Origin of the sequence: Bradyrhizobium genosp. P, assembly GCF_049949265.1 — a bacterium.
GTDB lineage: Bacteria > Pseudomonadota > Alphaproteobacteria > Rhizobiales > Xanthobacteraceae > Bradyrhizobium.
In genome coordinates this window covers 9,130,564-9,151,046 of record NZ_CP188195.1, presented here as the reverse complement: position 1 = coordinate 9,151,046, position 20,483 = coordinate 9,130,564, and the positions used below count along the sequence as shown (strand labels likewise).

The 20,483-nt window shown below is 64.5% G+C and carries 19 protein-coding genes; 14 read left to right on the top strand and 5 right to left on the bottom strand.

Annotated features, from left to right (window positions below):
• Position 1: 1 nt before the first annotated feature.
• Positions 2-1,447, top strand: a complete 1,446-nt coding sequence (xylB, locus tag ACP2YO_RS43915; protein WP_426437372.1) for a xylulokinase — start codon at positions 2-4, stop codon at positions 1,445-1,447.
• Between the two features lie 58 nt (positions 1,448-1,505).
• On the opposite strand, the gene ACP2YO_RS43910 is transcribed toward xylB, so the two are convergent.
• On the bottom strand, positions 1,506-1,913 hold the full coding sequence (locus tag ACP2YO_RS43910; RefSeq protein WP_426437371.1) for a hypothetical protein: 408 nt from the start codon (positions 1,911-1,913) through the stop codon (positions 1,506-1,508).
• 363 nt (positions 1,914-2,276) lie between these two features.
• On the opposite strand from ACP2YO_RS43910, the gene ACP2YO_RS43905 reads away from it, so the two are divergent.
• The 5 genes from ACP2YO_RS43905 to htpG all read left to right on the top strand — a co-directional run bounded on the left by ACP2YO_RS43905 (position 2,277) and on the right by htpG (position 8,770).
• Positions 2,277-3,812: a sugar ABC transporter ATP-binding protein gene (locus tag ACP2YO_RS43905; protein ID WP_426437370.1), complete on the top strand. Its 1,536-nt coding sequence runs from the start codon at positions 2,277-2,279 to the stop codon at positions 3,810-3,812.
• Positions 3,805-4,845, top strand: a complete 1,041-nt coding sequence (locus ACP2YO_RS43900; RefSeq protein WP_426437369.1) for an ABC transporter permease subunit — start codon at positions 3,805-3,807, stop codon at positions 4,843-4,845. Before ACP2YO_RS43905 ends, ACP2YO_RS43900 begins: the two co-directional genes overlap by 8 nt.
• Before the next feature lie 121 nt (positions 4,846-4,966).
• Positions 4,967-5,914, top strand: coding sequence for an ABC transporter substrate-binding protein (locus ACP2YO_RS43895; protein WP_426437368.1), 948 nt, complete (start codon positions 4,967-4,969; stop codon positions 5,912-5,914).
• Positions 5,915-5,984: 70 nt separating this feature from the next.
• On the top strand, positions 5,985-6,797 hold the full coding sequence (locus tag ACP2YO_RS43890) for an MBL fold metallo-hydrolase (RefSeq protein ID WP_426437367.1): 813 nt from the start codon (positions 5,985-5,987) through the stop codon (positions 6,795-6,797).
• Between the two features lie 104 nt (positions 6,798-6,901).
• Complete coding sequence (htpG, locus tag ACP2YO_RS43885; RefSeq protein WP_426437366.1) at positions 6,902-8,770, top strand: molecular chaperone HtpG; 1,869 nt, start codon at positions 6,902-6,904, stop codon at positions 8,768-8,770.
• Positions 8,771-8,931: 161 nt separating this feature from the next.
• Here the strand turns inward: htpG and ACP2YO_RS43880 are convergent, their stop codons facing one another.
• Positions 8,932-9,597: a DUF2278 family protein gene (locus ACP2YO_RS43880; RefSeq protein ID WP_426437365.1), complete on the bottom strand. Its 666-nt coding sequence runs from the start codon at positions 9,595-9,597 to the stop codon at positions 8,932-8,934.
• A 259-nt stretch (positions 9,598-9,856) separates the two neighbouring features.
• Here ACP2YO_RS43880 and zigA point away from each other — a divergent pair, with 259 nt between their 5' ends.
• Positions 9,857-11,062, top strand: a complete 1,206-nt coding sequence (zigA, locus tag ACP2YO_RS43875) for a zinc metallochaperone GTPase ZigA (RefSeq protein ID WP_426437364.1) — start codon at positions 9,857-9,859, stop codon at positions 11,060-11,062.
• Positions 11,063-11,136: 74 nt separating this feature from the next.
• On the top strand, positions 11,137-12,312 hold the full coding sequence (locus ACP2YO_RS43870; protein WP_426437363.1) for a DUF3095 domain-containing protein: 1,176 nt from the start codon (positions 11,137-11,139) through the stop codon (positions 12,310-12,312).
• A 13-nt stretch (positions 12,313-12,325) separates the two neighbouring features.
• On the opposite strand, the gene ACP2YO_RS43865 is transcribed toward ACP2YO_RS43870, so the two are convergent.
• Positions 12,326-12,769 carry a DUF2147 domain-containing protein gene (locus ACP2YO_RS43865; RefSeq protein ID WP_426437362.1) on the bottom strand — a complete coding sequence of 148 codons (444 nt, stop codon included), beginning with the start codon at positions 12,767-12,769 and terminating at the stop codon, positions 12,326-12,328.
• 121 nt (positions 12,770-12,890) lie between these two features.
• Positions 12,891-13,523 (bottom strand): GntR family transcriptional regulator, encoded by a 633-nt coding sequence (locus ACP2YO_RS43860; RefSeq protein WP_426437361.1) that lies wholly within the window; start codon positions 13,521-13,523, stop codon positions 12,891-12,893.
• 117 nt (positions 13,524-13,640) lie between these two features.
• Here ACP2YO_RS43860 and bioB point away from each other — a divergent pair, with 117 nt between their 5' ends.
• From bioB to ACP2YO_RS43840, 4 genes are all read left to right on the top strand, one after another.
• Positions 13,641-14,678 carry a biotin synthase BioB gene (gene bioB / locus ACP2YO_RS43855; RefSeq protein ID WP_426437360.1) on the top strand — a complete coding sequence of 346 codons (1,038 nt, stop codon included), beginning with the start codon at positions 13,641-13,643 and terminating at the stop codon, positions 14,676-14,678.
• A gap of 121 nt (positions 14,679-14,799) precedes the next feature.
• A complete protein-coding gene (locus tag ACP2YO_RS43850) occupies positions 14,800-15,954 on the top strand; it encodes an 8-amino-7-oxononanoate synthase (RefSeq protein ID WP_426437359.1) in 1,155 nt (384 codons plus the stop codon).
• Positions 15,951-16,583, top strand: a complete 633-nt coding sequence (gene bioD / locus ACP2YO_RS43845) for a dethiobiotin synthase (protein WP_426437358.1) — start codon at positions 15,951-15,953, stop codon at positions 16,581-16,583. The genes ACP2YO_RS43850 and bioD overlap by 4 nt, the downstream gene beginning before the upstream one ends.
• Positions 16,580-17,875, top strand: coding sequence for an adenosylmethionine--8-amino-7-oxononanoate transaminase (locus ACP2YO_RS43840; RefSeq protein WP_426437357.1), 1,296 nt, complete (start codon positions 16,580-16,582; stop codon positions 17,873-17,875). Before bioD ends, ACP2YO_RS43840 begins: the two co-directional genes overlap by 4 nt.
• A 25-nt stretch (positions 17,876-17,900) precedes the next feature.
• Here ACP2YO_RS43840 and ACP2YO_RS43835 read toward each other — a convergent pair whose 3' ends face one another.
• Positions 17,901-18,431 (bottom strand): GNAT family N-acetyltransferase, encoded by a 531-nt coding sequence (locus ACP2YO_RS43835; protein ID WP_426437356.1) that lies wholly within the window; start codon positions 18,429-18,431, stop codon positions 17,901-17,903.
• 159 nt (positions 18,432-18,590) lie between these two features.
• On the opposite strand from ACP2YO_RS43835, the gene ACP2YO_RS43830 reads away from it, so the two are divergent.
• Both ACP2YO_RS43830 and crcB read left to right on the top strand, forming a co-directional pair.
• Positions 18,591-19,190: a superoxide dismutase gene (locus tag ACP2YO_RS43830; RefSeq protein WP_426437355.1), complete on the top strand. Its 600-nt coding sequence runs from the start codon at positions 18,591-18,593 to the stop codon at positions 19,188-19,190.
• Between the two features lie 205 nt (positions 19,191-19,395).
• Complete coding sequence (crcB, locus tag ACP2YO_RS43825) at positions 19,396-19,782, top strand: fluoride efflux transporter CrcB (protein ID WP_426437354.1); 387 nt, start codon at positions 19,396-19,398, stop codon at positions 19,780-19,782.
• Positions 19,783-20,483: the final 701 nt, after the last annotated feature.

The window sequence follows — 20,483 nt, the reverse complement described above, 5'->3', positions numbered from 1 at the left end:
TATGTATCTCGGGATCGATCTCGGCACCTCGGCGGTCAAGACCGTTCTCGTCGACGAGGCGCAGCGCGTGGTGGCGAGCCGCAGCCAGTCGCTGACGGTGGCCTCGCCGCATCCAGGCCATAGCGAACAGGATCCGGCGCAGTGGATCGACGCCACGTTCGCGACATTGGACGCGCTGAAGGCGGATCATCCGGCCGAATTGGCTGAAGTCAGGGGCATCGGCCTGTCGGGCCAGATGCACGGCGCGACGCTGCTTGATGCCTATTCAAGGCCGTTGCGGCCCTGCATTCTCTGGAACGACGGACGCTCGGCTGCGGAATGCGGCGAACTGGAGCAGCGCTGGCCAGCCTTGCGGGCGACGACAGGCAACAAGGCGATGCCGGGCTTCACGGCGCCCAAGCTGCTGTGGGTCGCCAAGCACGAACCGGAGATTTTCGTGGCCACCAGGCTCGTGTTGCTGCCGAAAGCCTATCTGCGCCTGGTGCTGACGGGCGAGGCGATCGAGGACGTCTCGGACGCCTCGGGATCGCTGTGGCTCGATGTGGCGCGCCGGGACTGGTCGGATGACGGGCTGGCGGCGACCGGCTTGTCGCGCCGCCAGATGCCGCGTCTCGTCGAAGGCTGTGCGCCGGCGGCGCGGCTGCGAAGCGAGATGGCGCAGCGCTGGGGAATGGCCAAACGGCCAATGGTCGCCGGAGGCGCCGGCGACAATCCGGCGGGCGCCATCGGCATCGGCGCCATCAGCCCCGGCGCCGCGTTTGTTTCGCTCGGAACCTCCGGCGCGTTGCTGGCGCCGAGCCATGCCGTCGCTGCCAATCCGCAAGCTGCCGTGCACACCTTCTGTCACGCCATTCCCGGCATGTGGATCCAGGCCGGCGCGATCCTCTCGGCGGCATCGTGTCTCGCCTGGGTTGCGCGGCTCCTGGGGGCCTCGGAGGCTGACCTGCTGGCGCCACTCGGATTGCGCCCGAAGGCCCCGTCGCGGGTGAGCTTCCTGCCCTATCTGTCCGGCGAACGCACGCCGCACGATGACCCCGAGGTACGCGGAATGCTCGATGGGCTGAGCCACGGCACCGATCGTGACGCCATTGTGCAGGCGGTGCTCGAAGGCGTCACCTTTGCGCTCGCGGACTGCCGGGACGTGCTGGCCGATACCGGGATAGCGATCGCGGAGGTGGACGCGATCGGTGGCGGCTCCCGCTCGCGATTCTGGCTCGCGGTGCTGGCAAACGTCCTGAACATTCCGGTTCATCGATTTGCCGACGGCGAGACCGGCGCCGCGTTTGGCGCGGCGCGCCTCGGACGCCTGGCGGTCACTGGGGAGGCGATCGAGACCGTCTGCACCGCGCCGCGCCGCGTCGAGACTTTCGAGCCTGAACCCGCACTGGCGGACGCCTATGCGGAGCGGCTGCCGCAATGGCGCAGCCTGTACCGGCCGCGGCGCTGACTAAAGCCATCGCGTCTGGCTTCTGGCACGCTTGTGAGAAAAGTCCTACCACATCGTTCTAAGAGAGCGGCCGGCCTCGTCGGATAGCCTGCTTGAGGGCGGTAAAAAGTTCGGGCAACCGTTTGATGAGTTGTGCAAGATGATCGGGGGAGAACTCGACACATTCAGGCAAAACGCTCGCTTCAACGTAAGCAGGGTGCCCCCAAACGACATCAGCAGAAACAAGCGATGGTGCTTTGTGCACGTGCTTAAGTGATATCATTAGCGCCAAGTTGTCAGGTGAGTCCGGAGTGGCTTCCTTGAATAGGCAGTCGATTCCAATGTTGTGACCGTTCCAATCGGTGAGACGCCCGACCGACGAATCGCAAATAGTAGTCGTCACGTCCGGATATTCTCTTCTTAGCTCCTGCTCCCAGATTTGCATGATCGGCAAAAGGCTGGCACGAAATTGCGATACAGAGTCCATGGCGAATGTCTCCCCGCGCTATGGACCAATAACCCGTTCGAGCGACAACGGATAGCGGGCTGCCAACTGGCGTTCGGGCCACTTGCTTCGCGAACGTTAATGCTCGCAAGTGGAGATGCCAATCCGCTTGCAAGCTGATCCAGCCTCCGGATTTGCCAGCCGCAAGTGCCTTGTCTCCACATACGATGTGCTCGCTGAGCCGATGCTCCGGTTCCGCACGACCAATCCTGTTCCCGGCTTGCAATCGCCCGAAGGGTATTGCCTTACGTTACGACCTTTCGTTTAATGCGCGCACGCGCGCGGGACTGAAAACAAGGCGCGAATGAGACGCGGCGCCGTCGTTCGGCGCGGTGGGGAGGTAAGATGAACGACCCGATCCTTGAGATGCGCCGGGTCTCCAAGTCGTTCTTCAGCATCAAGGCATTGCGCGACGTCGACCTCACCGTCTATCCCGGCGAAATCCACGCTTTGATGGGTGAGAACGGCGCCGGCAAATCGACGCTGATGAAGATCCTGTCGGGCGCCTACCGGCCCGATCCGGGCGGTGAAATCCGCATCGAGGGCAGGCCGGTGCAGATCAACGGCCCGCTCGGCGGCCGCGCGGCCGGCATCTCGATCATCTATCAGGAACTGTCGCTCGCCCCCAATCTCAGCGTCGCACAGAACATCTATCTCGGCCGCGAGGTCTCGCGCTTCGGGATGTTGGCGCGCGAGGCGATGGAAGCCGGTGTCGGCCCGATCCTTGCGCGGCTCGGCGCGGATTTTCTGCCGTCGACGCTGGTGGGCCATCTGTCGATGGGCCAGCGCCAGCTGGTCGAAATCGCCCGCGCGCTGCACGCCCGCTCAAAAATCTTGATCATGGACGAACCAACCACCGCGCTGTCGGCGGGCGAAAGCGAGCGGTTGTTCGGCCTGATTCGCCAGCTCCGCGCCGAGGGGCTCGCCATCATTTACATCTCGCATCGCATGGACGAGGTTTACGCGCTCGGCGACCGCGTCACGGTGCTGCGCGACGGCACGCTGGTCGGCTCGCTCGACAAGCCCGAGATCCGCGCCGACACCATCGTCCGCCTGATGGTGGGGCGTGACGTCTCGTCCTTCTACAAGAAGGAGCACGATCCCAGGCAAGATTCCAAGGCGCGGCATGGCGCCCCGGTGCTCGCGGCCGTCGACATCGCCGACACCAGGCGCGTCAAGGGTTGCTCGCTCACTGTGCATGCGGGCGAGGTGGTCGGCCTCGCCGGGCTGGTCGGCGCCGGCCGCACCGAGCTTGCGCATCTGATCATCGGCGCCGCGCCAAAAACCACCGGCCATGTCGAGATCGAAGGACGCGCGGTCGACATCCGTAACCCCGGCGAGGCGCTCGAGGCGGGCATTGCCTACCTGACCGAAGACAGGAAAGCGCTCGGCCTGTTCCTCGACATGTCCTGCCTCGATAATATCAACCTCGCGGTGCTGGGCCGCGATGCCAGGCCCGGCGGCATCCTTGACCGGAACAAGGCACGCGACCGGGCCAGGAAGGCATTCGCGGCATTGGGCATTCGCGCCGCGGATGTCGGCGTCGTGGCGGGCGGCCTCTCCGGCGGCAACCAGCAAAAGGTGCTGCTGTCGCGTCTCCTTGCCACTACGCCAAAGGTGCTGATCCTCGACGAGCCGACGCGCGGCGTCGATGTCGGCGCCAAGTCCGAGATCTATTCGATCATCGACAACCTCGCGAAGTCGGGCACGGCGGTGCTGGTGATCTCGTCCGACCTGCCCGAGATCATCGGCATCTGCGACCGCGTCCTCGTGATGCGCGCGGGGCGGATTGCCGGCGAGATCAAGCGCACAGCGACCATGCCGCTGAACCAGGAGGACATCATGGCTCTTGCCACGGGGACGGAACAGCTCGATGCCTGATCAAGGATCTACGCAGGTGAACGCCGCAACCGCAAACGGACTTGCCGCGATGCAGGAGACCAGGCGTCAGCGTATCAGACTCATGATCCGCGCCGCCGGCATGCTGCCGGTGCTTCTGCTTCTGTGCGGTGGTTTTCACTATCTGTCGGACGGCCGTTTCTTCACCGCGCAGAATCTCGGCATCGTGGTGCAGCAGGCTGCGGTCAACACGGTGCTGGCGGCCGGCATGACCTTCGTCATCCTCACCGGCGGCATCGATCTCTCGGTTGGCTCTATACTGGCGGCCTCGGCCATGGCCGGGCTGATCATCTCCAAATTGCCCGATCTCGGTGCGCTCTGGTTGCCGGCTGCGGTGCTGACGGGCGCAGCCTTCGGCATCCTCAATGGCGGCTTGATTGCGCTGCTGCGCCTGCCGCCCTTCATCGTCACGCTGGGCTCGCTCACCGCCGTGCGCGGCGTGGCGCGACTGTTGGGTGCGGACACCACGGTGTTCAATGCGTCGATACCCTATGCCTTCATCGGCAACGGCTCACTGACGCTCGTTCCCGGCGTGCTGACCATACCCTGGCTCTGGGTGATCGCGTTGCTGGTGATCCTCGTCTCCTGGCTTGTGCTGCGTCGCACCGTGCTCGGCGTGCACATCTACGCGGTCGGCGGCAATGAGAGTGCAGCGCGACTCGCCGGCATCAAGGTCTGGGCGGTGCTGATCTTCGTCTATGGCGTGTCGGGCCTGCTCGCGGGCCTCGGCGGCGCCATGCAGGCGGCGCGGCTCTACGCCGCCAACGGCCTGCAGCTCGGCCAGTCCTACGAGCTCGACGCGATCACCGCGGTGATCCTCGGCGGCACCTCGTTTGTCGGCGGCATCGGCTCGATCTGGGGCACGCTGGTCGGCGCGCTGATCATCGCCGTGCTGTCGAACGGCCTGATCCTCACCGGCGTGTCCGACGTCTGGCAATATGTGATCAAGGGCTTGGTGATCATCGGCGCGGTGGCGCTCGACCGCTACCGGCTGCAGGGCTCGGCACGTACCTGAGCATGACCCGGAAAAGTGTGAAGCGGTTTTCCGAAAAGATCATGCTCAAACAAAGTCAAAATAATCCGTCGCGGTCACTGGTCGCCGTGCCGGAGCTTTGAACAGACCAGGGAGGAAGCCAATGTTGAAGACGATCTCGTTTGCCGGCGCCGCCATGGCACTCGTGCTGAGTTCCGCCCCGTGCTTCGCCAAGGAGCTCAAGTCGATCGGCATCTCGCTGGGCTCGCTGGGCAATCCCTTCTTCGTCGCCTTGTCGAAGGGCGCCGAGTTCGAGGCGAAAAAAACCAACCCCGACGTCAAGATCACGACGGTAGGCTTCGAATACGACCTCGGCAGGCAGGTGACCCAGATCGACAACTTCATCGCCGCCGGCGTCGATTTGATCCTCCTCAATCCCGGCGATCCCAAGGCCGTCGGGCCGGCGATCAAGAAGGCGCAGGCCGCCGGCATCATCGTCGTTGCCGTCGACACCGCGGCCGAAGGCGCCGATGCCACGGTGACCACCAACAACGTCCAGGCCGGCGAGGTCTCCTGCCAGTACATCGTCGACAAGTTAGGCGGCAAAGGCGATGTGATCATTGAGAACGGGCCGCAGGTCTCCGCGGTGATCGACCGCGTGGTCGGCTGCAAGAACGTGTTCGGCAAGAACCCTGGCATCAAGGTGCTGTCCAACGACCAGGACGGCAAGGGCTCGCGCGAAGGCGGCCTCACCGTGGCGCAGGGATATCTGACCCGCTTCGCCAAGATCGATGCCATCTTCGCCATCAACGATCCGCAGGCAATCGGTACCGACCTTGCGGCGCGCCAGCAGGGCCGCAGCGGCATCGTCATCACCGCGGTCGACGGCGCGCCCGACATCGAGGCCGCACTCAAGGATCCCGGAGCGCTGCAGATCCAGGCGTCCGCCTCGCAGGATCCGTTCTTCATGGCGCGCCGCGCCGTGCAGATCGGCGTCGGCCTGCTCAACGGCCAGAAGCCCGCCTCGACCATCGAGCTGTTGCCATCAAAACTCGTGACGCGAGACAATGTCGCCGCGTACAAGGGCTGGACGTCGGATCGCTCGCAATAGCGGCTGACGCCGACAGGCCGCCTCGCGCGCAAGACGAACAAGAGGAAGAATAAGAAAAAGAGGATCAGCCATGCCTCTCTGGACCTGCCAACAATGCGGCGCACAATTTCCTGAGGCCGCGGCGCCGCCGCCGTCCTGCCCGATCTGCGAGGACGAACGGCAATATGTGAACTGGAAGGGGCAGGCGTGGCTGACGCGCGAGGCGCTCGCGCAGCGGCACCGGCTTGTGTTTCGCGACGATCTGGGCCTGGCCGGGATCGGCCTCGAGCCCTCGTTCGCAATCGGGCAGCGCGCGCTGCTGATCCCTGACGGCGGCGGCTGCGTGATGTGGGATTGCGTGCCGCTGGCGACTGCGGAGGCGATCGCGCATGTCGCTTCGCTCGGCGGGCTGAAGGCGATCGCGATCTCGCATCCGCACTATTATGGCGCGGTCGCCGACTGGAGCGCCGCGTTCGGCAACGCGCCGGTCTATCTCCACAGCGACGACGCGCAATGGGTGACACGGCCGCATCCCGCGATCGTGCCGTGGCGCGGCGACAGCCACCCCATCTCCGATGACATCGTGCTGGTGCGGGCCGGCGGGCATTTCGCCGGTGGCACGGTGCTGCATTGGCGCGCCGGCGCGGAGGGACGCGGGGCGCTGCTCACCGGCGATATCGCGATGGTCGCGATGGATCGCCGCTCGGTGAGCTTCATGTACAGCTATCCGAACTACATTCCGCTGAACGCTGCTGCTATCCGCACCATCGCGCACGCGATCGCCCCGCTGGCCTTTGATCGCATCTATGGCGCCTGGTGGGGCAAGAACATCGCCTCCGACGCGAAAGCAGCGTTCGATCGCTCGGTTCAGCGCTACATCGCCGCCATTTCCGACCCCGGCTGAGGTTTCCAGCCCCGCACCCGGTCGCCGCGATCGCAAATCTTGCCACGCGATAGGGTGGCGCTATATCAGAGCTTTCCCGCCACCCCGGATTGCCCGAGTTCCCCATGACCACCACTGCTACAGCCGAATCCCAGCCGTTCCAGGCCGAGGTCGCCCAACTGCTGCACCTGATGGTGCATTCGGTTTACTCCGAGACCGACATTTTCCTCCGCGAATTGATCTCGAATGCGTCCGACGCCTGCGACAAGCTGCGTTACGAGGCGATCGCCAACCCTGACCTGATTACCGACGGCGCGCCGCCGGAGATCAGGATCGTGCCGGACAAGAAGGCCCAGACACTTGCCGTGGTCGATACCGGCATCGGCATGGACCGCCAGGAGTTGATCGATAATCTCGGCACCATCGCGCGCTCGGGCACCAAATCGTTTCTGTCGAAGCTGACTGAAGCCAAGGACGGTGCAAACCTGATCGGCCAGTTCGGCGTCGGCTTCTATGCCGCCTTCATGGTCGCCGAAAAGATCGTCGTGACCAGCCGCCGTGCCGGCTCAAACGAGGTGTGGGTATGGTCGTCGGAAGGCGGCAGCGGTTTTGAGATCGCGCCGGCCGGCGAAGAAGACGCGAAGCGTGTCACGCGCGGCACCGAGATCATGCTGCACCTGAAGCAGGACGCGGCAAAATATCTCGAGACCCACGAGATCGAGCGCATCGTCCGCGAGTATTCCGACAACATCCAGTTTCCGATCCTCCTGGTGCCGGAAGAGGGCGAGCCGCGTCAGATCAATTCGGCGAGCGCGCTGTGGCAACGGTCGAAATCCGAGCTGACGGGCGACGATTACAAGCAGGCCTATCAGCAGATCGCCGGTGCCTTCGACGAGCCGGCGATGACGCTGCATTACCGCGCCGAGGGCCGGCAATCCTACGCCGTGCTGCTGTTCGCGCCGTCGACCAAACCGTTCGATCTGTTCCAGGTCGAGCGCAAGGGCAAGGTCAAGCTCTACGTTCGCCGCGTCTTCATCGCCGACGACGCCGAGCTGCTGCCGGCCTATCTGCGCTTCATCCGCGGCGTGATCGACAGCGAGGACTTGCCGCTCAACATTTCGCGCGAGATGCTGCAGAACAATCCGCAGCTTGCGCAGATCCGTAAAGCGGTCACCACCCGCGTCGTTGGCGAACTTGAGACGCTCGGTGAGAAGGAGCCGGACACCTTTGCCAAGATCTGGGACGCGTTCGGCCCAGTCATCAAGGAAGGCCTCTATGAGGATTTCGAGCGGCGCGACAAGCTGCTGGCGCTGGCGCGATTCACCACGACCTCAGGCGAGAAGCGCTCGCTCAAGCAATATGTCGACGATCTCAAGCCGAACCAGACCGATATCTATTATCTCGTCGGCGACAGCCTCGAGCGGCTGAAGGCTAATCCGAAGCTGGAATCGGCGCGCGCCCGCGGCATCGAGGTGCTGCTGCTCACCGATCCCGTCGACGCGTTCTGGACCTCGGCGCCGCTCGAGTTCGGCGGCAAGCCGCTGAAGTCGCTGAGCCAGGGCGACATCGATTTCGGCCTGATTCCGCAGCTTGACGAGAAAACCGACGACAAGAAAGGCGAGCCGGTTGCCGACGCGGCGACGACGATCGCGATCGTCAAGGATGCGCTGGGCGAGCGCGTCTCCGACGTCCGCGCCTCGCAGCGGCTGACCTCGAGCGCCTCCTGTCTGGTCGCCGGCGGCGACGCGCGCGACCGCGCGCTCGAGCGGCTGCTCGCCGAGCAGAACCGCGGCGCGATCACAAGACCGATCCTCGAGATCAATCTGCGCCACCCGCTGGTCGCAGCACTTGCGACCGACACGGCGCAGGCCAAGGACCTGTCCTTCCTGTTGCTCGAACAGGCGCAGATCCTCGACGGCGAAATGCCCGATGACCCCGCCGCCTTCGCGAGCCGCCTCAACCAGCTCGTACTGCGCGGAGTGGGGCAGGGGTAGATCGCTTTCTCCGCAAGAAGCACTCTATCTATCCCCGTCATCCTGAGGTGGCCGCTTCTTCAGCGGCCCTCGAAGGATCGACGGCCACCAGCGGGGCCGTGCATCCTTCGAGGCTCGCTACGCGAGCGCCTCAGGATGACGGGCTACGACTACGAATACGGCTACGAAATTGTCGCTCCGCCCGGCAGCGGATTGCCGAGATCGTCGGTTGGGACGATCTGCTGATTGAAGGCCGCGACATACGCGGCCCATTCCGGTTCGCCGAGATCGACCATGACCGCGCCGTCCTGCCAGACGTCGTTGTGGTCGTTGGAATCGTCGCCGGGGCGATGGATGAAGCCCTTGGTCGAACCCTGGTTGAGATGGACGTCGTGCAAGCCGTCACCCTGTTCGAAAAAGCGGCCGAAGATGTAGACGTCGCGGTTCTCCTGGTGCGCGCGCGACAACAGCCGCGTCAGCGATGCCGCCGGCTCGACGTCATCAGAGCCGTCCATCACGTCGCTGTCGCGCCATTTGCCGGTGTTGGCGAGCAGATCGCTGCGCAGGAAATCGAGCGCGGGCAACCCCTTCTGCCCGGTCAGCGGGTTGGAGCCGCTATTTGCTGCCGCAAGGGTCTGGATCACCGGATGGCGGAAGTCGAAGACGAGCTTGTATTTCAGGAGGTCGTCCGCGTCATTGGTGCCGACATTGATGGCGACGTCCCACCGGTCGCCATCGACGTCGAGATTGCAGTGCAGGTGAAACTGCGTCTCGTGCCCGCGACGGGACGGCTTCATCCTGGGCTCGGAGGTCACCTGGGTCTTGACGAATCCGTAGACGAGGGTCACGGCGCAATCCTTTCGGGTTCGGGCGAGTGTCTCTCGGACAATACAACCCGAAATAAAACGCGCGCGTGAAGCAGGACACACTTGCGTGGCTCTCTCGGCGCGCCCTGCGCCGGCGAAGGGAACGCGGCCACTCGGTCGTCATCGAGCCTCCGCCTCCGACCTTGACAAGCCTCGTCGTCGCTGATGTTATGTTATAACATTACATCTAACTCGTAGCCCGTGCCCCGCCGCCTGTCCCTCCGGCAACTGTTTGATCTCGATGCAAAAACTCCCCGTCACCATCTTGTCCGGCTTCCTTGGGGCTGGAAAGACCACTTTGCTGAACCACGTCCTGAACAATCGCCACGGCCTGAAGGTTGCGGTGATCGTGAACGACATGAGCGAGGTGAACATCGACGCCGACCTAGTTCGCGACGGCGGTGCGAACCTGTCCCGGACTGACGAGAAGCTGGTCGAGATGACCAATGGCTGCATCTGCTGCACCCTGCGCGAGGACCTCCTGAGAGAGGTGCGTGCGCTCGCCGAGAGCGGTCGTTTCGACTATCTGCTGATCGAATCGACCGGGATCTCCGAGCCGCTTCCGGTCGCCGCGACCTTCGAATTTCGCGACGAGGATGGCGCGAGCCTGTCCGACGTCGCGCGGCTCGATACCATGGTCACGGTGGTCGATGCCGCCAATCTCTTGAAGGACTACGCCTCGACCGACTTCCTCAGCCAGCGCGGCGAAGCGCTCGAGGGCGACAAGCGCACGCTGGTCGATCTGCTGGTCGAGCAGATCGAATTCGCCGACGTCGTCGTGCTGAACAAGGTCGATGCCGCGACCCATGCCGAGCGCGAGGCCGCGCGCACCATCGTGCACGCGCTCAATCCCGACGCCGACATCGTCGAGGCCAGCTTTGCAAGGGTCCCGTTCAACCGCGTGCTCGACACCGGCCGCTTTGCCTACGAGCGCGCGCAGCAGCATCCGCTCTGGCACAAGGAGCTCTACGGCTTTGACGAGCATGTCCCCGAAACCGAGGAGTACGGCATCTCGAGCTTCGTCTATCGCGCGCGGCGTCCGTTCGATCCGGTGCCGTTTCACGCCTTCCTGCGCCAGCCCTGGAGCGGCGTGATCCGTGCCAAGGGCCATTTCTGGATCGCGACGCGCCCGGATTGGTGCGGCGAGATGAACCAGGCCGGGGCGATCGTCAGGACCGAGGGCCTCGGCTCGTGGTGGGCGGCGATCCCGCGCGAGCGCTGGCCCGATGATCCGGACTGGCGGAAGACGATGAACCGGAGCTGGAACGACCTCTACGGCGACCGCCGGCAGGAGCTCGTCTTCATCGGCGCCGGCATGAATGAGCCGGAGATTCGCGCGCGGCTCGATGCCTGCCTCGTCGAAGGCAAACCGGGCATGGACGCGAAGGCCTGGGCCCATCTGCGCGATCCGTTTCCGCCGTGGCGACGCGCAGGCGAGGCGGCGTAGGGCGCATCCGGGCTACAACGGCTTGACCGGCAAAACCCGATCCCAAACCGCCGTGTATCTGCTACAGAGCTTACATGGCGGAGCGGCACGGCGGTGCGATGGAGACCGGTAGCGACATCTTCTACGGCGGCATTCCGGTGTTTCGCAGCTTTGCGCGCCTGATGGACCCCACGATGTATTCGCCACTGCCCGACGACTGGACGGTCGGCATCGCAGACATCGTGGAATCGACCAAGGCGATCGCGGCGCAGCGCTACAAGGCGGTCAACATGGCCGGCGCCGCGGCGATCGCAGCCGCCACCAATGCGCTGGACGGCCGTGAATTTCCCTTCGTGTTCGGCGGCGACGGCGCAAGCTTCGCGGTCGCGCCCACCGATCTTGAGAAAGCTCGCGAGGCGCTGGCGGCGACCGCAAGCTGGGTTCGCGACGATCTCGATCTTGTCATGCGTGTGGCGCTGGTGCCGGTCGCGGCGATCCGCGCGGCGGGCGCCGACGTGCGCGTCGCGCGCTTCGGGCCGTCGGTCAATCTATCCTATGCGATGTTCTCCGGCGGCGGCCTTGCCTTCGCTGATGCCGCGATGAAGCGCGGCGAGTTCGCGATCGATCCTGCACCGCCGGGCACGCAGCCCGATTTGTCCGGACTTTCCTGCCGCTTCGAGGAGATGCCGTCCGTCCGCGGCATCATCCTGTCGGTGCTGGTGATGCCGGTCGAAGGCGCCGATCCCGCGTCCTTCCGCAAGGTGATCGAGGACGTCATCGCAACCGTCGAGACCAGCCCCGACGCCGGGCGGCCGGTGCCGCCGGCCGGTCCGCCGCTGCGCTGGCCGCCGCAGGGCGTCGACTACGAGGTGCGCGCCACGCGCCGCGGCGGCTCGCTGGCGAAGCAGCGCGTCGTCGTGCTCGGGTTCACGCTGTGGGCCTATCTGCTGCTGCGTTTCGGCATCACGGTCGGCAATTTCGTGCCGAAGACGTTTGTGCGGCAGGTCGTGGAGAATTCCGACTTCCGCAAATATGACGACGGCCTGCGCATGATCCTGGACTGCACGCCGGAGCTCGCGACAGCGCTCGAGCAGCGGCTTGTGGCCGCGGCCGCGCAGGGCATCGTGCGCTACGGCCTGCATCGCCAGGATGCCGCGATGATGACCTGCTTCACACCATCGGTGATGCGCGCCGACCACGTCCACTTCATCGACGGCGCCCGCGGCGGCTACGCTGCGGCGGCCACCGCGCTGAAGGCGCGTGTGGCTTAAAGAAGCGCGGAGATCAGCGTCCGACCCGTGTCCAGGTCTCGCCGCCGCACAGTGCGCCGACGCAGCCTTCGACACGCAACGTGCTCTCGCTGGTTACCGTGACGCTGCTGGCATAGGTGCCGCCGTCGTCGGCGTTGTAGATCTGGCCCGACCATTTGCCCTCGGCTGTGGGGCGCATGCCGGAAAACAGCGGTAGCCCGATGATCGGCCGGTTGGCCAGCGACGGGTTCGGATTCTTGTTGTCGACCTGCGGCTTGCCGGTCATCGGATCGATCGGGTCGCGCAGGCTGACGACCACGCCGCAGATGCCGCCGCCGCATTTGCTGACCTTGACACGGGCGTCGCCGGCCTGGGTTTGCCAGACGCCGGTCGGCTCAGCCGCGCCCTGGCCGTAGGCGGCAGGCACGGCGAGCATCGCCACAAGGATTGCGGCAACATGTCCAAATCTGCAGGCCATGATTCATTCCCCCAAAAAGCTGGCCTGCATATCAAGCCGGAAGATTTCTGCAATGTAATATTCTCGCGATCACCAAATGCCAGCGCGCCCGCGGCCTCCCGGTGCAAATCCTGATTGCGTCTCAGGCAGCGGGGATCGCGAGGCGCTCGATGGTCTGGATGTGGCGTGCGAGCAACTGGCAGGCCTGTTCGACACTGTGCCGGCGCAAGGCGTCGACGATCACGCGGTGATCCAGATTGGACCGTGGCTTCCAGGCGGCACTGCGCGCGGAGGCGAACACCAGGCGGGAGTTGGCGAGCTGCAAGCCGTCGAGACTGGCCAGCAGGCGAGGCATGGCGCAGGGCGCAACCAAGGCGAGGTGGAAGCCGCGGTTGGCGGCTTCGAAGTCCTTGATCGTCGTCGCGCTGTCGGCCTCGATCAGGGCCTGCTCGATGCGCGCGAAATGGGCCGGCGTCAGCTTGGGGGCCGCATGTTTCAGCGCCAGCGCTTCGAGCGCCGCACGCATCTCGGCGATTTCGCGGACCGATTTCGGATCGAGCGGTGCGACCCGGACGCCGCGCCGCGGCACGCTGACGGCAAGATGCTGCGCCTCCAACTGCCGGAAGGCTTCGCGCACCGGCACGTGGCTCGAGTTGAATTCCTGCGCAACATGATCCTGCCGCAGCGGGGCGTCCGGCAGCAGTGTGCCATCAATGATGCGCTCGCCGATGGCCTGGGCAATTCGCGTGGCTGTCGTGAAATTCTCGCCGGGCATGATTATAGATTATCTCTTGCAATAGTTGGTGCAGGTGGAATTTTTCCTGCTACCCTCAGATTCTTAGGCCATATTATAGATAATATCAACGATTATCTATAAAAGACGAGGAATCCGATGAACGCTCCCCGACCTGATGAAACTGTCCACCTAGACAGCAGCGGCCGCGAATGGACCCGTGCCGAAGCCGAGGCACTTTATGCTCTGCCGTTCGCAGATCTGCTGTTCCGGGCGCAGGGCGTCCATCGGCGCCATTTCGATCCCAACCAGGTCGAGTTCGCGAGCCTCCTCAGCATCAAGACCGGCGGCTGTCCGGAGGATTGCGGCTACTGTTCGCAGAGCGCGCATTACGACACCGGCCTCAAGGCCACCCGCCTGATGGATCTGGGCACCGTCGTCGAAACCGCGAAGCGGGCCAGGGACGCCGGCGCGAGCCGTTTCTGCATGGCCGCGGCCTGGCGCAATCCGAAGGATCGCGATCTCGATCACGTCTGCGACATGGTCACGGCGGTGAAGGGCCTCGGCATGGAAACCTGCGCCACGCTCGGGATGCTGACCGCCAATCAGGCGGAGCGGCTGCACGGCGCGGGTCTCGATTTCTACAATCACAATATCGATACCTCTCCCGAGTTCTACGGCCGCATCATCACCACCCGAACGCTCCAGGATCGCATCGACACGCTGGAGCAGGCCCGGTCAGCGGGCCTCAAGCTGTGTTGCGGCGGCATCATCGGCATGGGCGAGCAGGTGGAAGACCGGCTCGGGATGCTGCTGGTGCTGGCCAACCTGTCTGGTCCGCCGGAGAGCGTGCCGATCAACCTCTGGAACAAGGTGGAAGGCGTGCCGGTGAACGACACCGCCGATCGGCCCGATCCGATTGCGCTGGTCCGCCTCGTCGCCGTTGCGCGCATCATGATGCCGACCAGCGTCGTCAGGCTCTCGGCCGGCCGCCAATACATGACGGACGAACTGCAGGCGCTGTGTTTTCTGGCCGGTGCGAACTCGATCTTCATCGGCGACGTGCTGCTGACGACCAAGAACCCGCAACGCGATCGCGACATGGATTTGCTCGATCGCCTCGGGATCAGGACGCCGGCCGCAGCCGCTGCGCGGGCCGACGCTGCGCATGATCCTGGGATGATCCAGGCCGGCTGAGACCAGCTTTAAAAACGATTGCACGGTGATGCGCGTCGCATCCGATCCCGCAGGGGATCGGCGGCCGGCGCATGCCTTGTGCTGTTCGGACCGATCGCATCGACCATTCGGAGGATATGACATGAACGCAGCAAGCTCCGCGCTGCTGGCAGGGTATGCATCAGCGCTGCAGGATTTGCAGCGCGACGATCGGCTGCGCGCGTTGCAGCCCCGCGCCGGAATCGATTTCGTCTCCAACGACTATCTTGCCCTTGCGAGCGCTCCGCGCATGCGCCGGGCGCTTGCGGCGGCGTTGGAGGCCGGCACGCCGGTCGGCGCCGGAGGTTCGCGGCTGTTGCGCGGCAACAGCGAGGAGCACGAGCGCCTCGAGGCCGAAGCCGCGCAGTTCTTCCATGCCGAGACGGCGTTGTTCTTTGGCGGCGGGTATGTCGCGAACTTTTCCGTCCTGACCACCTTGCCGCAACGCGGCGACCTGCTGGTTCTCGATGCGCTGGTCCACGCCAGCATCCATGAAGGCGCACGGGCCGGGCGGGCCGACTATCGCCTGAGCGTGCATAACGATCCGGATTCGGTCGAACGCGTGATCCGGGCCTGGCGCGCCGACGGTGGTGTCGGCCGGGTGTGGATCGTGGTTGAGAGCGTCTACAGCATGGATGGCGACTTCGCGCCACTGGCGGACCTTGTCACGCTTGCAGATCGGCATGACGGCTTCCTGATCGTCGACGAAGCCCATGCCACCGGGGTCTATGGCGAGCAGGGCCGGGGCCTGACGGCGGCCTTCGAGGGGCGCGAGAACCTCGTGGTGATCCACACCTGCGGCAAGGCGCTTGGTGCGGTGGGCGCACTGGTGACGGGAGCGCGCGTGTTGCGCGACTTCCTGGTCAATCGCGGCCGGCCGTTCGTGTTCGCGACTGCGCCGTCTCCGCTGATTGCCGTGGCGGTCTGCGAAGCCTTGGCGATCCTGCGGGACGAACCGCAGCGGCAGCGCCGGCTGGCCGATCTGGTCGCATTCACCGATCGGGAAATCCGTGCGCATGGCGGTTGGCAGCCGTCGGGTTCGCAGATCCTGCCCTATGTCGTCGGCGACAACGCGCGGACCATGACATTGGCGTCGGCGCTGCAAGCGCGCGGCTTCGACATCAGAGGCATACGGCCGCCGACGGTGCCCCCCGGCACGGCGCGCCTGCGCATTTCCCTGACGCTGAACGTCACCGAAGCCGAAATCCGGGCGATGCTCGCGGCGCTGAATGAAGTTGCCGGCGAGGCCCGTTCATGAGCCGGCGCTTCGTGGTCACCGGAACCGATACCGGCATCGGCAAGACCGTGTTTTCGGCCGGGCTCGCCGATTTCCTCGGCTCCGACTACTGGAAACCGGTGCAGGCGGGCCTCGATGGCGAGACGGATGCGGAGCGGGTTGCACAGCTCGGGGCGCTGTCCCACGATCGAATCCTTCCCGAGCGGTATCGCCTCAATACGCCGGCATCGCCGCATCTGGCGGCGGATATCGATGGACTGACAATCGATGTCGCGGCACTCGATCCGCCCGAGACAAGAGCGCGGCCTCTCGTGATCGAGGGAGCGGGCGGCGTCATGGTGCCGCTCACGCACGAGACGCTCTATCTCGATGTCTTCGCGCGCTGGCGCCTGCCGGTCGTGCTCTGTGCGCGAACGACGCTCGGCACGATCAATCACTCCCTGTTGTCGATCGAGGCATTGCGCCGGCGCAGCATCGACATACGCGGCGTCGCCTTCATCGGCGATGAACACGCCGACAGCGAGGGCATCATCTGCAAGCTTGGCCAGGTCCGGCGGCTCGGCCGGCTGCCATGGCTCGCCAATTTACGGCACGCAGAACTGCGGACGGCCTTCAACGCAGCCTTCCTCCGGCGCGACTTCGAAACATGAGACGCGACGAAGCGGCGACGAAGCCGCGGACGCCGATCTGGCATCCCTTCACCCAGCACGCACTGCAGCCGGAGATGACGAAGGTCACGCGCGGCAAAGGCGCTTATCTCTACACCGCCGACGGTCGCCGTATCATCGACGCCATCGCATCCTGGTGGGTTGTGACCCACGGGCACTGTCATCCGCACATCGTGAGTTCAGTCCAGCGGCAGATCGCAACGCTCGACCAGGTGATCTTCGCCGGCCACACCCACGAACCCGCGGAGGAGGTTGCCGAGGAGATCCTGAAGATCACCCCCGACGGGCTCGACCACGTGTTTTTCTCCGACAGCGGCTCAACCAGTGTCGAGGTCGCGTTGAAAATGGCGCTGGGCTATTGGCGCAACATCGGCGCGCCGCGTTCTCGCATCGTCGTGATGGAGCATTCCTACCACGGCGATACCATCGGCACGATGTCGGTCGGCGCGCGAGGCACGTTTAATCGCACCTACGAGCCGCTGTTGTTCGACGTCAGCTCGGTGCCGTTTCCCGTGCAGGGAGGCGAGCAGCGTACGTTCGATGCGCTCGAAGCCACCTGCCGCAGGGAAAATCCGGCGGCCTTCGTGGTGGAGCCGCTGGTGCTCGGCGCCGGCGGAATGCTGATGTATTCCCCACGAGTGCTCGCCGAAATGAAGCGGATCTGCGAGGCGTTCCAGGTGTTGTTCATTGCCGATGAGGTCATGACAGGGTGGGGGCGCACCGGCACGCTGTTCGCGTGCGAACAGGCCTCTGTGTCGCCGGACATCGCCTGCTACTCGAAGGGCCTCACCGGCGGGTCTCTGCCGCTTGCGGTGACGCTGTGTCGCGGCGAGATCTTCGATGCGCACTACTCGACGGATCGTTCGCGGACCCTGTTTCACTCGAGCTCCTACACGGCGAACCCGGTGGCGTGTGCGGCGGCAAAGGCCAATCTCGAGCTTTGGAAGGATCCGGCGACACGCGCACGTCTTGCCGATGTGGTTGCGATGCAGGAGCAAAAGCTGGCGCCGTTCCGCACCGATCCCCGCATCGCCAATGCGCGCCAAACCGGGACGATCACCGCGCTCGATCTCCGGGTCGCGGATGCCGGGTATCTTGCCGGGGTCGGCCCCAGGCTCCAGGCCTTCTTCGCCAGCCGTGATGTGCTGCTGCGCCCGCTCGGAAATACCGTCTACGTCATGCCGCCCTATTGCGTCACGACGGAAGATCTCGATTGCGTCTATGCTGCGATCGGCGACGCCCTGGACAGCCTGCCGCACGCGCCACCATCCTGACACGCGACGAAGCACCCGACGCAAGTCACCACGGCAGGCCGCACAGGTCGATCTTGCCGTCGCGCGGGGCGCGGACGATGTCGTAGACGAACGGCGCCATCGCCTCGAAGCGGACCTGCCCGGAGGGCTGCGCGCACATGATCTCGCCGGCGAAGGGATGCCAGCCGCGCGCCTGGTAGAAGGCGAAATTGTGCGGCTCGCAGACCAGCAGCGCGAATTTCACCGCCTCATTGGCGCGGATGGTGTGCACGGCGGCTTCGATGGCAAGGCTCGCATAGCCGCGCCGCCGGCAATCTTCGCGGGTCGCCACCCCGCCGATACCGCCGATATGCACCTTGTGGCGATTCCAGGTCACAGTCCGGAAGTAGATACCGACATGGCAGGCCAGCCCGCTGTCATCAGGCGCGTCGATCAGCACGCGCAAATCCGCATTCGCCCATTCGATATGCGCCCAAGGCTCTTTTGCGACGACATCGCGGCCCCAGACCGCCTGGTGCAACGGTTCGGCGCGCTGCCATGACGCATCCCCGTTGAGGATGTCGATTTCGATGCCCATATGGCTAGCCTCTCCGCGGCACGACCGTCATAACCGCTTGTTCGAACAGCGTTACAGCAAGCGGCCGCGGTTGCCAAAATGCGATGTTTCTCCGCGATGGAACCTTCTATAAGGGGGTCTCGTTAAGTGTAGTCTCCCACCACTGTTGGACATCACCCCATGACCTTCACGCTTCCCGATCTGCCCTACGCCCATGACGCCCTTGCGCCTTATATGTCCAAGGAAACGCTGGAATTTCACCACGACAAGCATCATCAGGCCTACGTCACCAACGGCAACAACGCGATCAAGGGGACCGAATACGAAGGCAAGTCCCTCGAGGAGATCGTGAAGACCTCGTTCGGCAAGAACGCCGCCGTCTTCAACAATGCCGGCCAGCACTACAACCACACCCATTTCTGGAAGTGGATGAAGCCGAATGGCGGCGGCAGCAAGCTGCCCGGCCGCCTCGAGAAGAAGATCAACGAGGACCTCGGCGGGTTCGAGAAGTTCAAGACCGATTTCGCCGCCGCCGGCGTCGGCCAGTTCGGTTCCGGCTGGGCCTGGTTGCAGGTCAAGGGCGGGAAGCTCGAAATCGCCAAGACTCCGAACGGCGAAAACCCGCTGGTCCATGGCGCGGTCCCGCTCCTTGGTGTCGACGTCTGGGAGCACTCCTACTACATCGACTATCGCAACCGCCGCCCGGATTACCTGAAGGCGTTCGTCGACAGCCTCGTCAACTGGGACTATGTCGACGAGCTGTTCGGCAAGGCCGGCTGATCTTGCTGCATGTCATTCCGGAGCGATGCGTAGCATCGAACTATGATGCGCGTTTGCGCATCTGAGAATCTCGAGATTCCGGGTTCAGCCCCTGCGGGCTGCCCCGGAATGACGAGGAGAGAACTTTTTTTGAGGGGCGGCAGCTCAGTCTGCCGCCCTTTTTTTGTTTCTTGCAGCGCTCCCGGCCTTAAGGCACAAAACGCGCATGGGGCAACTGACAAGCTATCTCCTCGTCTTCTTCGGCGGCGGTCTCGGCGCGACCTTGCGCCAGCTCGTCAACGTCACCTGCGCGCGCTGCATCGGCACGGCATTTCCCTACGGCACCTTCATCATCAACATCACGGGCTCGACCGTGATGGGCCTGGTCGCGGGCTATCTCGCCTTCAAGGGCGATGCGTCGCAGCCGTGGCGGCTGTTCCTGATGACGGGAATCCTCGGCGGCTACACCACCTTCTCCGCCTTCTCGCTCGACACCGCGCTGCTTTACGAGCGCGGCGAACTCGGTCTTGCCGTCCTTTACGTGCTCGGCTCGGTGATCCTCTCGATCGCCGGCCTGTTCGCCGGGCTCGCGATCATCAGGCAGCTGACGTAAGCTGCGGCCGCTTGCCGTCGGTTTGCTGCCGAAAGCCTGCCGCCAATCACTGATTTGCCCGACGGGGCAAGCCCTCACGACAAAAATATTTCTATTTATCAGAAGAGCAACTCAGTGCTATAGATTTGCCCGTCCCACCCGATTGAGGGGCGAGCGCACGTCACGAACGCGCGGTGGGATGCGGTGGACGCGAATTGCGCAACAGACGAGTGCGCATGAGGCGGACGGCGAAGTCGTGCAGGCCTGACGCCCTAGTGGCAGGTGTCTCATCAGCGAGGGACTAACGTCCCTGCCGATGGCGGTGACAAAAGAGCCCAGTCTCACCGGGGAGAGCACGTATAAGCCGTAACCCATCGCGCAGGGAAAGCCGGAGTTCCCGGTTACACCTGTGGTCCTACCCCGTGCTTTTTGTTGCACGGGGCCCATGGGTGCGATCGGCACCCGGCTTTCCCTACGCCCTCTACCAAGAGAGAGGGCAAACGAAATGCAAAGCTCGGGCAAATCGTGTCGCGAGAATGCGGATGCGTGACCCACAGGCCGGGTTACAAGCTCGGCGTCGTCCTGGCGAAAGCCAGGAGAGAACTCAGGGGATCCATTACCCCAAATGCGAACTGTTGCACGCGGCTGGGCCACGATCCCGTTCACAATCGAATACGATGGTTGATGGTGTGGCGGCCCCCTACGGCATCAGTGTGCCAGAA

What these genes read in the sequence shown, in the direction of transcription:
- bioB (WP_426437360.1), top strand. Translation starts at nt 13,641, where the DNA reads ATGAACGCTCCCCGACCTGATGAAACTGTCCACCTAGACAGCAGCGGC.
- ACP2YO_RS43900 (WP_426437369.1), top strand. Translation starts at nt 3,805, where the DNA reads ATGCCTGATCAAGGATCTACGCAGGTGAACGCCGCAACCGCAAACGGA.
- ACP2YO_RS43910 (WP_426437371.1), bottom strand. Translation starts at nt 1,913, where the DNA reads ATGGACTCTGTATCGCAATTTCGTGCCAGCCTTTTGCCGATCATGCAA.
- ACP2YO_RS43895 (WP_426437368.1), top strand. Translation starts at nt 4,967, where the DNA reads ATGTTGAAGACGATCTCGTTTGCCGGCGCCGCCATGGCACTCGTGCTG.
- ACP2YO_RS43870 (WP_426437363.1), top strand. Translation starts at nt 11,137, where the DNA reads ATGGCGGAGCGGCACGGCGGTGCGATGGAGACCGGTAGCGACATCTTC.
- crcB (WP_426437354.1), top strand. Translation starts at nt 19,396, where the DNA reads ATGGGGCAACTGACAAGCTATCTCCTCGTCTTCTTCGGCGGCGGTCTC.
- ACP2YO_RS43905 (WP_426437370.1), top strand. Translation starts at nt 2,277, where the DNA reads ATGAACGACCCGATCCTTGAGATGCGCCGGGTCTCCAAGTCGTTCTTC.
- xylB (WP_426437372.1), top strand. Translation starts at nt 2, where the DNA reads ATGTATCTCGGGATCGATCTCGGCACCTCGGCGGTCAAGACCGTTCTC.
- ACP2YO_RS43835 (WP_426437356.1), bottom strand. Translation starts at nt 18,431, where the DNA reads ATGGGCATCGAAATCGACATCCTCAACGGGGATGCGTCATGGCAGCGC.
- bioD (WP_426437358.1), top strand. Translation starts at nt 15,951, where the DNA reads ATGAGCCGGCGCTTCGTGGTCACCGGAACCGATACCGGCATCGGCAAG.
- ACP2YO_RS43840 (WP_426437357.1), top strand. Translation starts at nt 16,580, where the DNA reads ATGAGACGCGACGAAGCGGCGACGAAGCCGCGGACGCCGATCTGGCAT.
- ACP2YO_RS43850 (WP_426437359.1), top strand. Translation starts at nt 14,800, where the DNA reads ATGAACGCAGCAAGCTCCGCGCTGCTGGCAGGGTATGCATCAGCGCTG.
- ACP2YO_RS43865 (WP_426437362.1), bottom strand. Translation starts at nt 12,769, where the DNA reads ATGGCCTGCAGATTTGGACATGTTGCCGCAATCCTTGTGGCGATGCTC.
- ACP2YO_RS43890 (WP_426437367.1), top strand. Translation starts at nt 5,985, where the DNA reads ATGCCTCTCTGGACCTGCCAACAATGCGGCGCACAATTTCCTGAGGCC.
- ACP2YO_RS43830 (WP_426437355.1), top strand. Translation starts at nt 18,591, where the DNA reads ATGACCTTCACGCTTCCCGATCTGCCCTACGCCCATGACGCCCTTGCG.
- ACP2YO_RS43860 (WP_426437361.1), bottom strand. Translation starts at nt 13,523, where the DNA reads ATGCCCGGCGAGAATTTCACGACAGCCACGCGAATTGCCCAGGCCATC.
- htpG (WP_426437366.1), top strand. Translation starts at nt 6,902, where the DNA reads ATGACCACCACTGCTACAGCCGAATCCCAGCCGTTCCAGGCCGAGGTC.
- zigA (WP_426437364.1), top strand. Translation starts at nt 9,857, where the DNA reads ATGCAAAAACTCCCCGTCACCATCTTGTCCGGCTTCCTTGGGGCTGGA.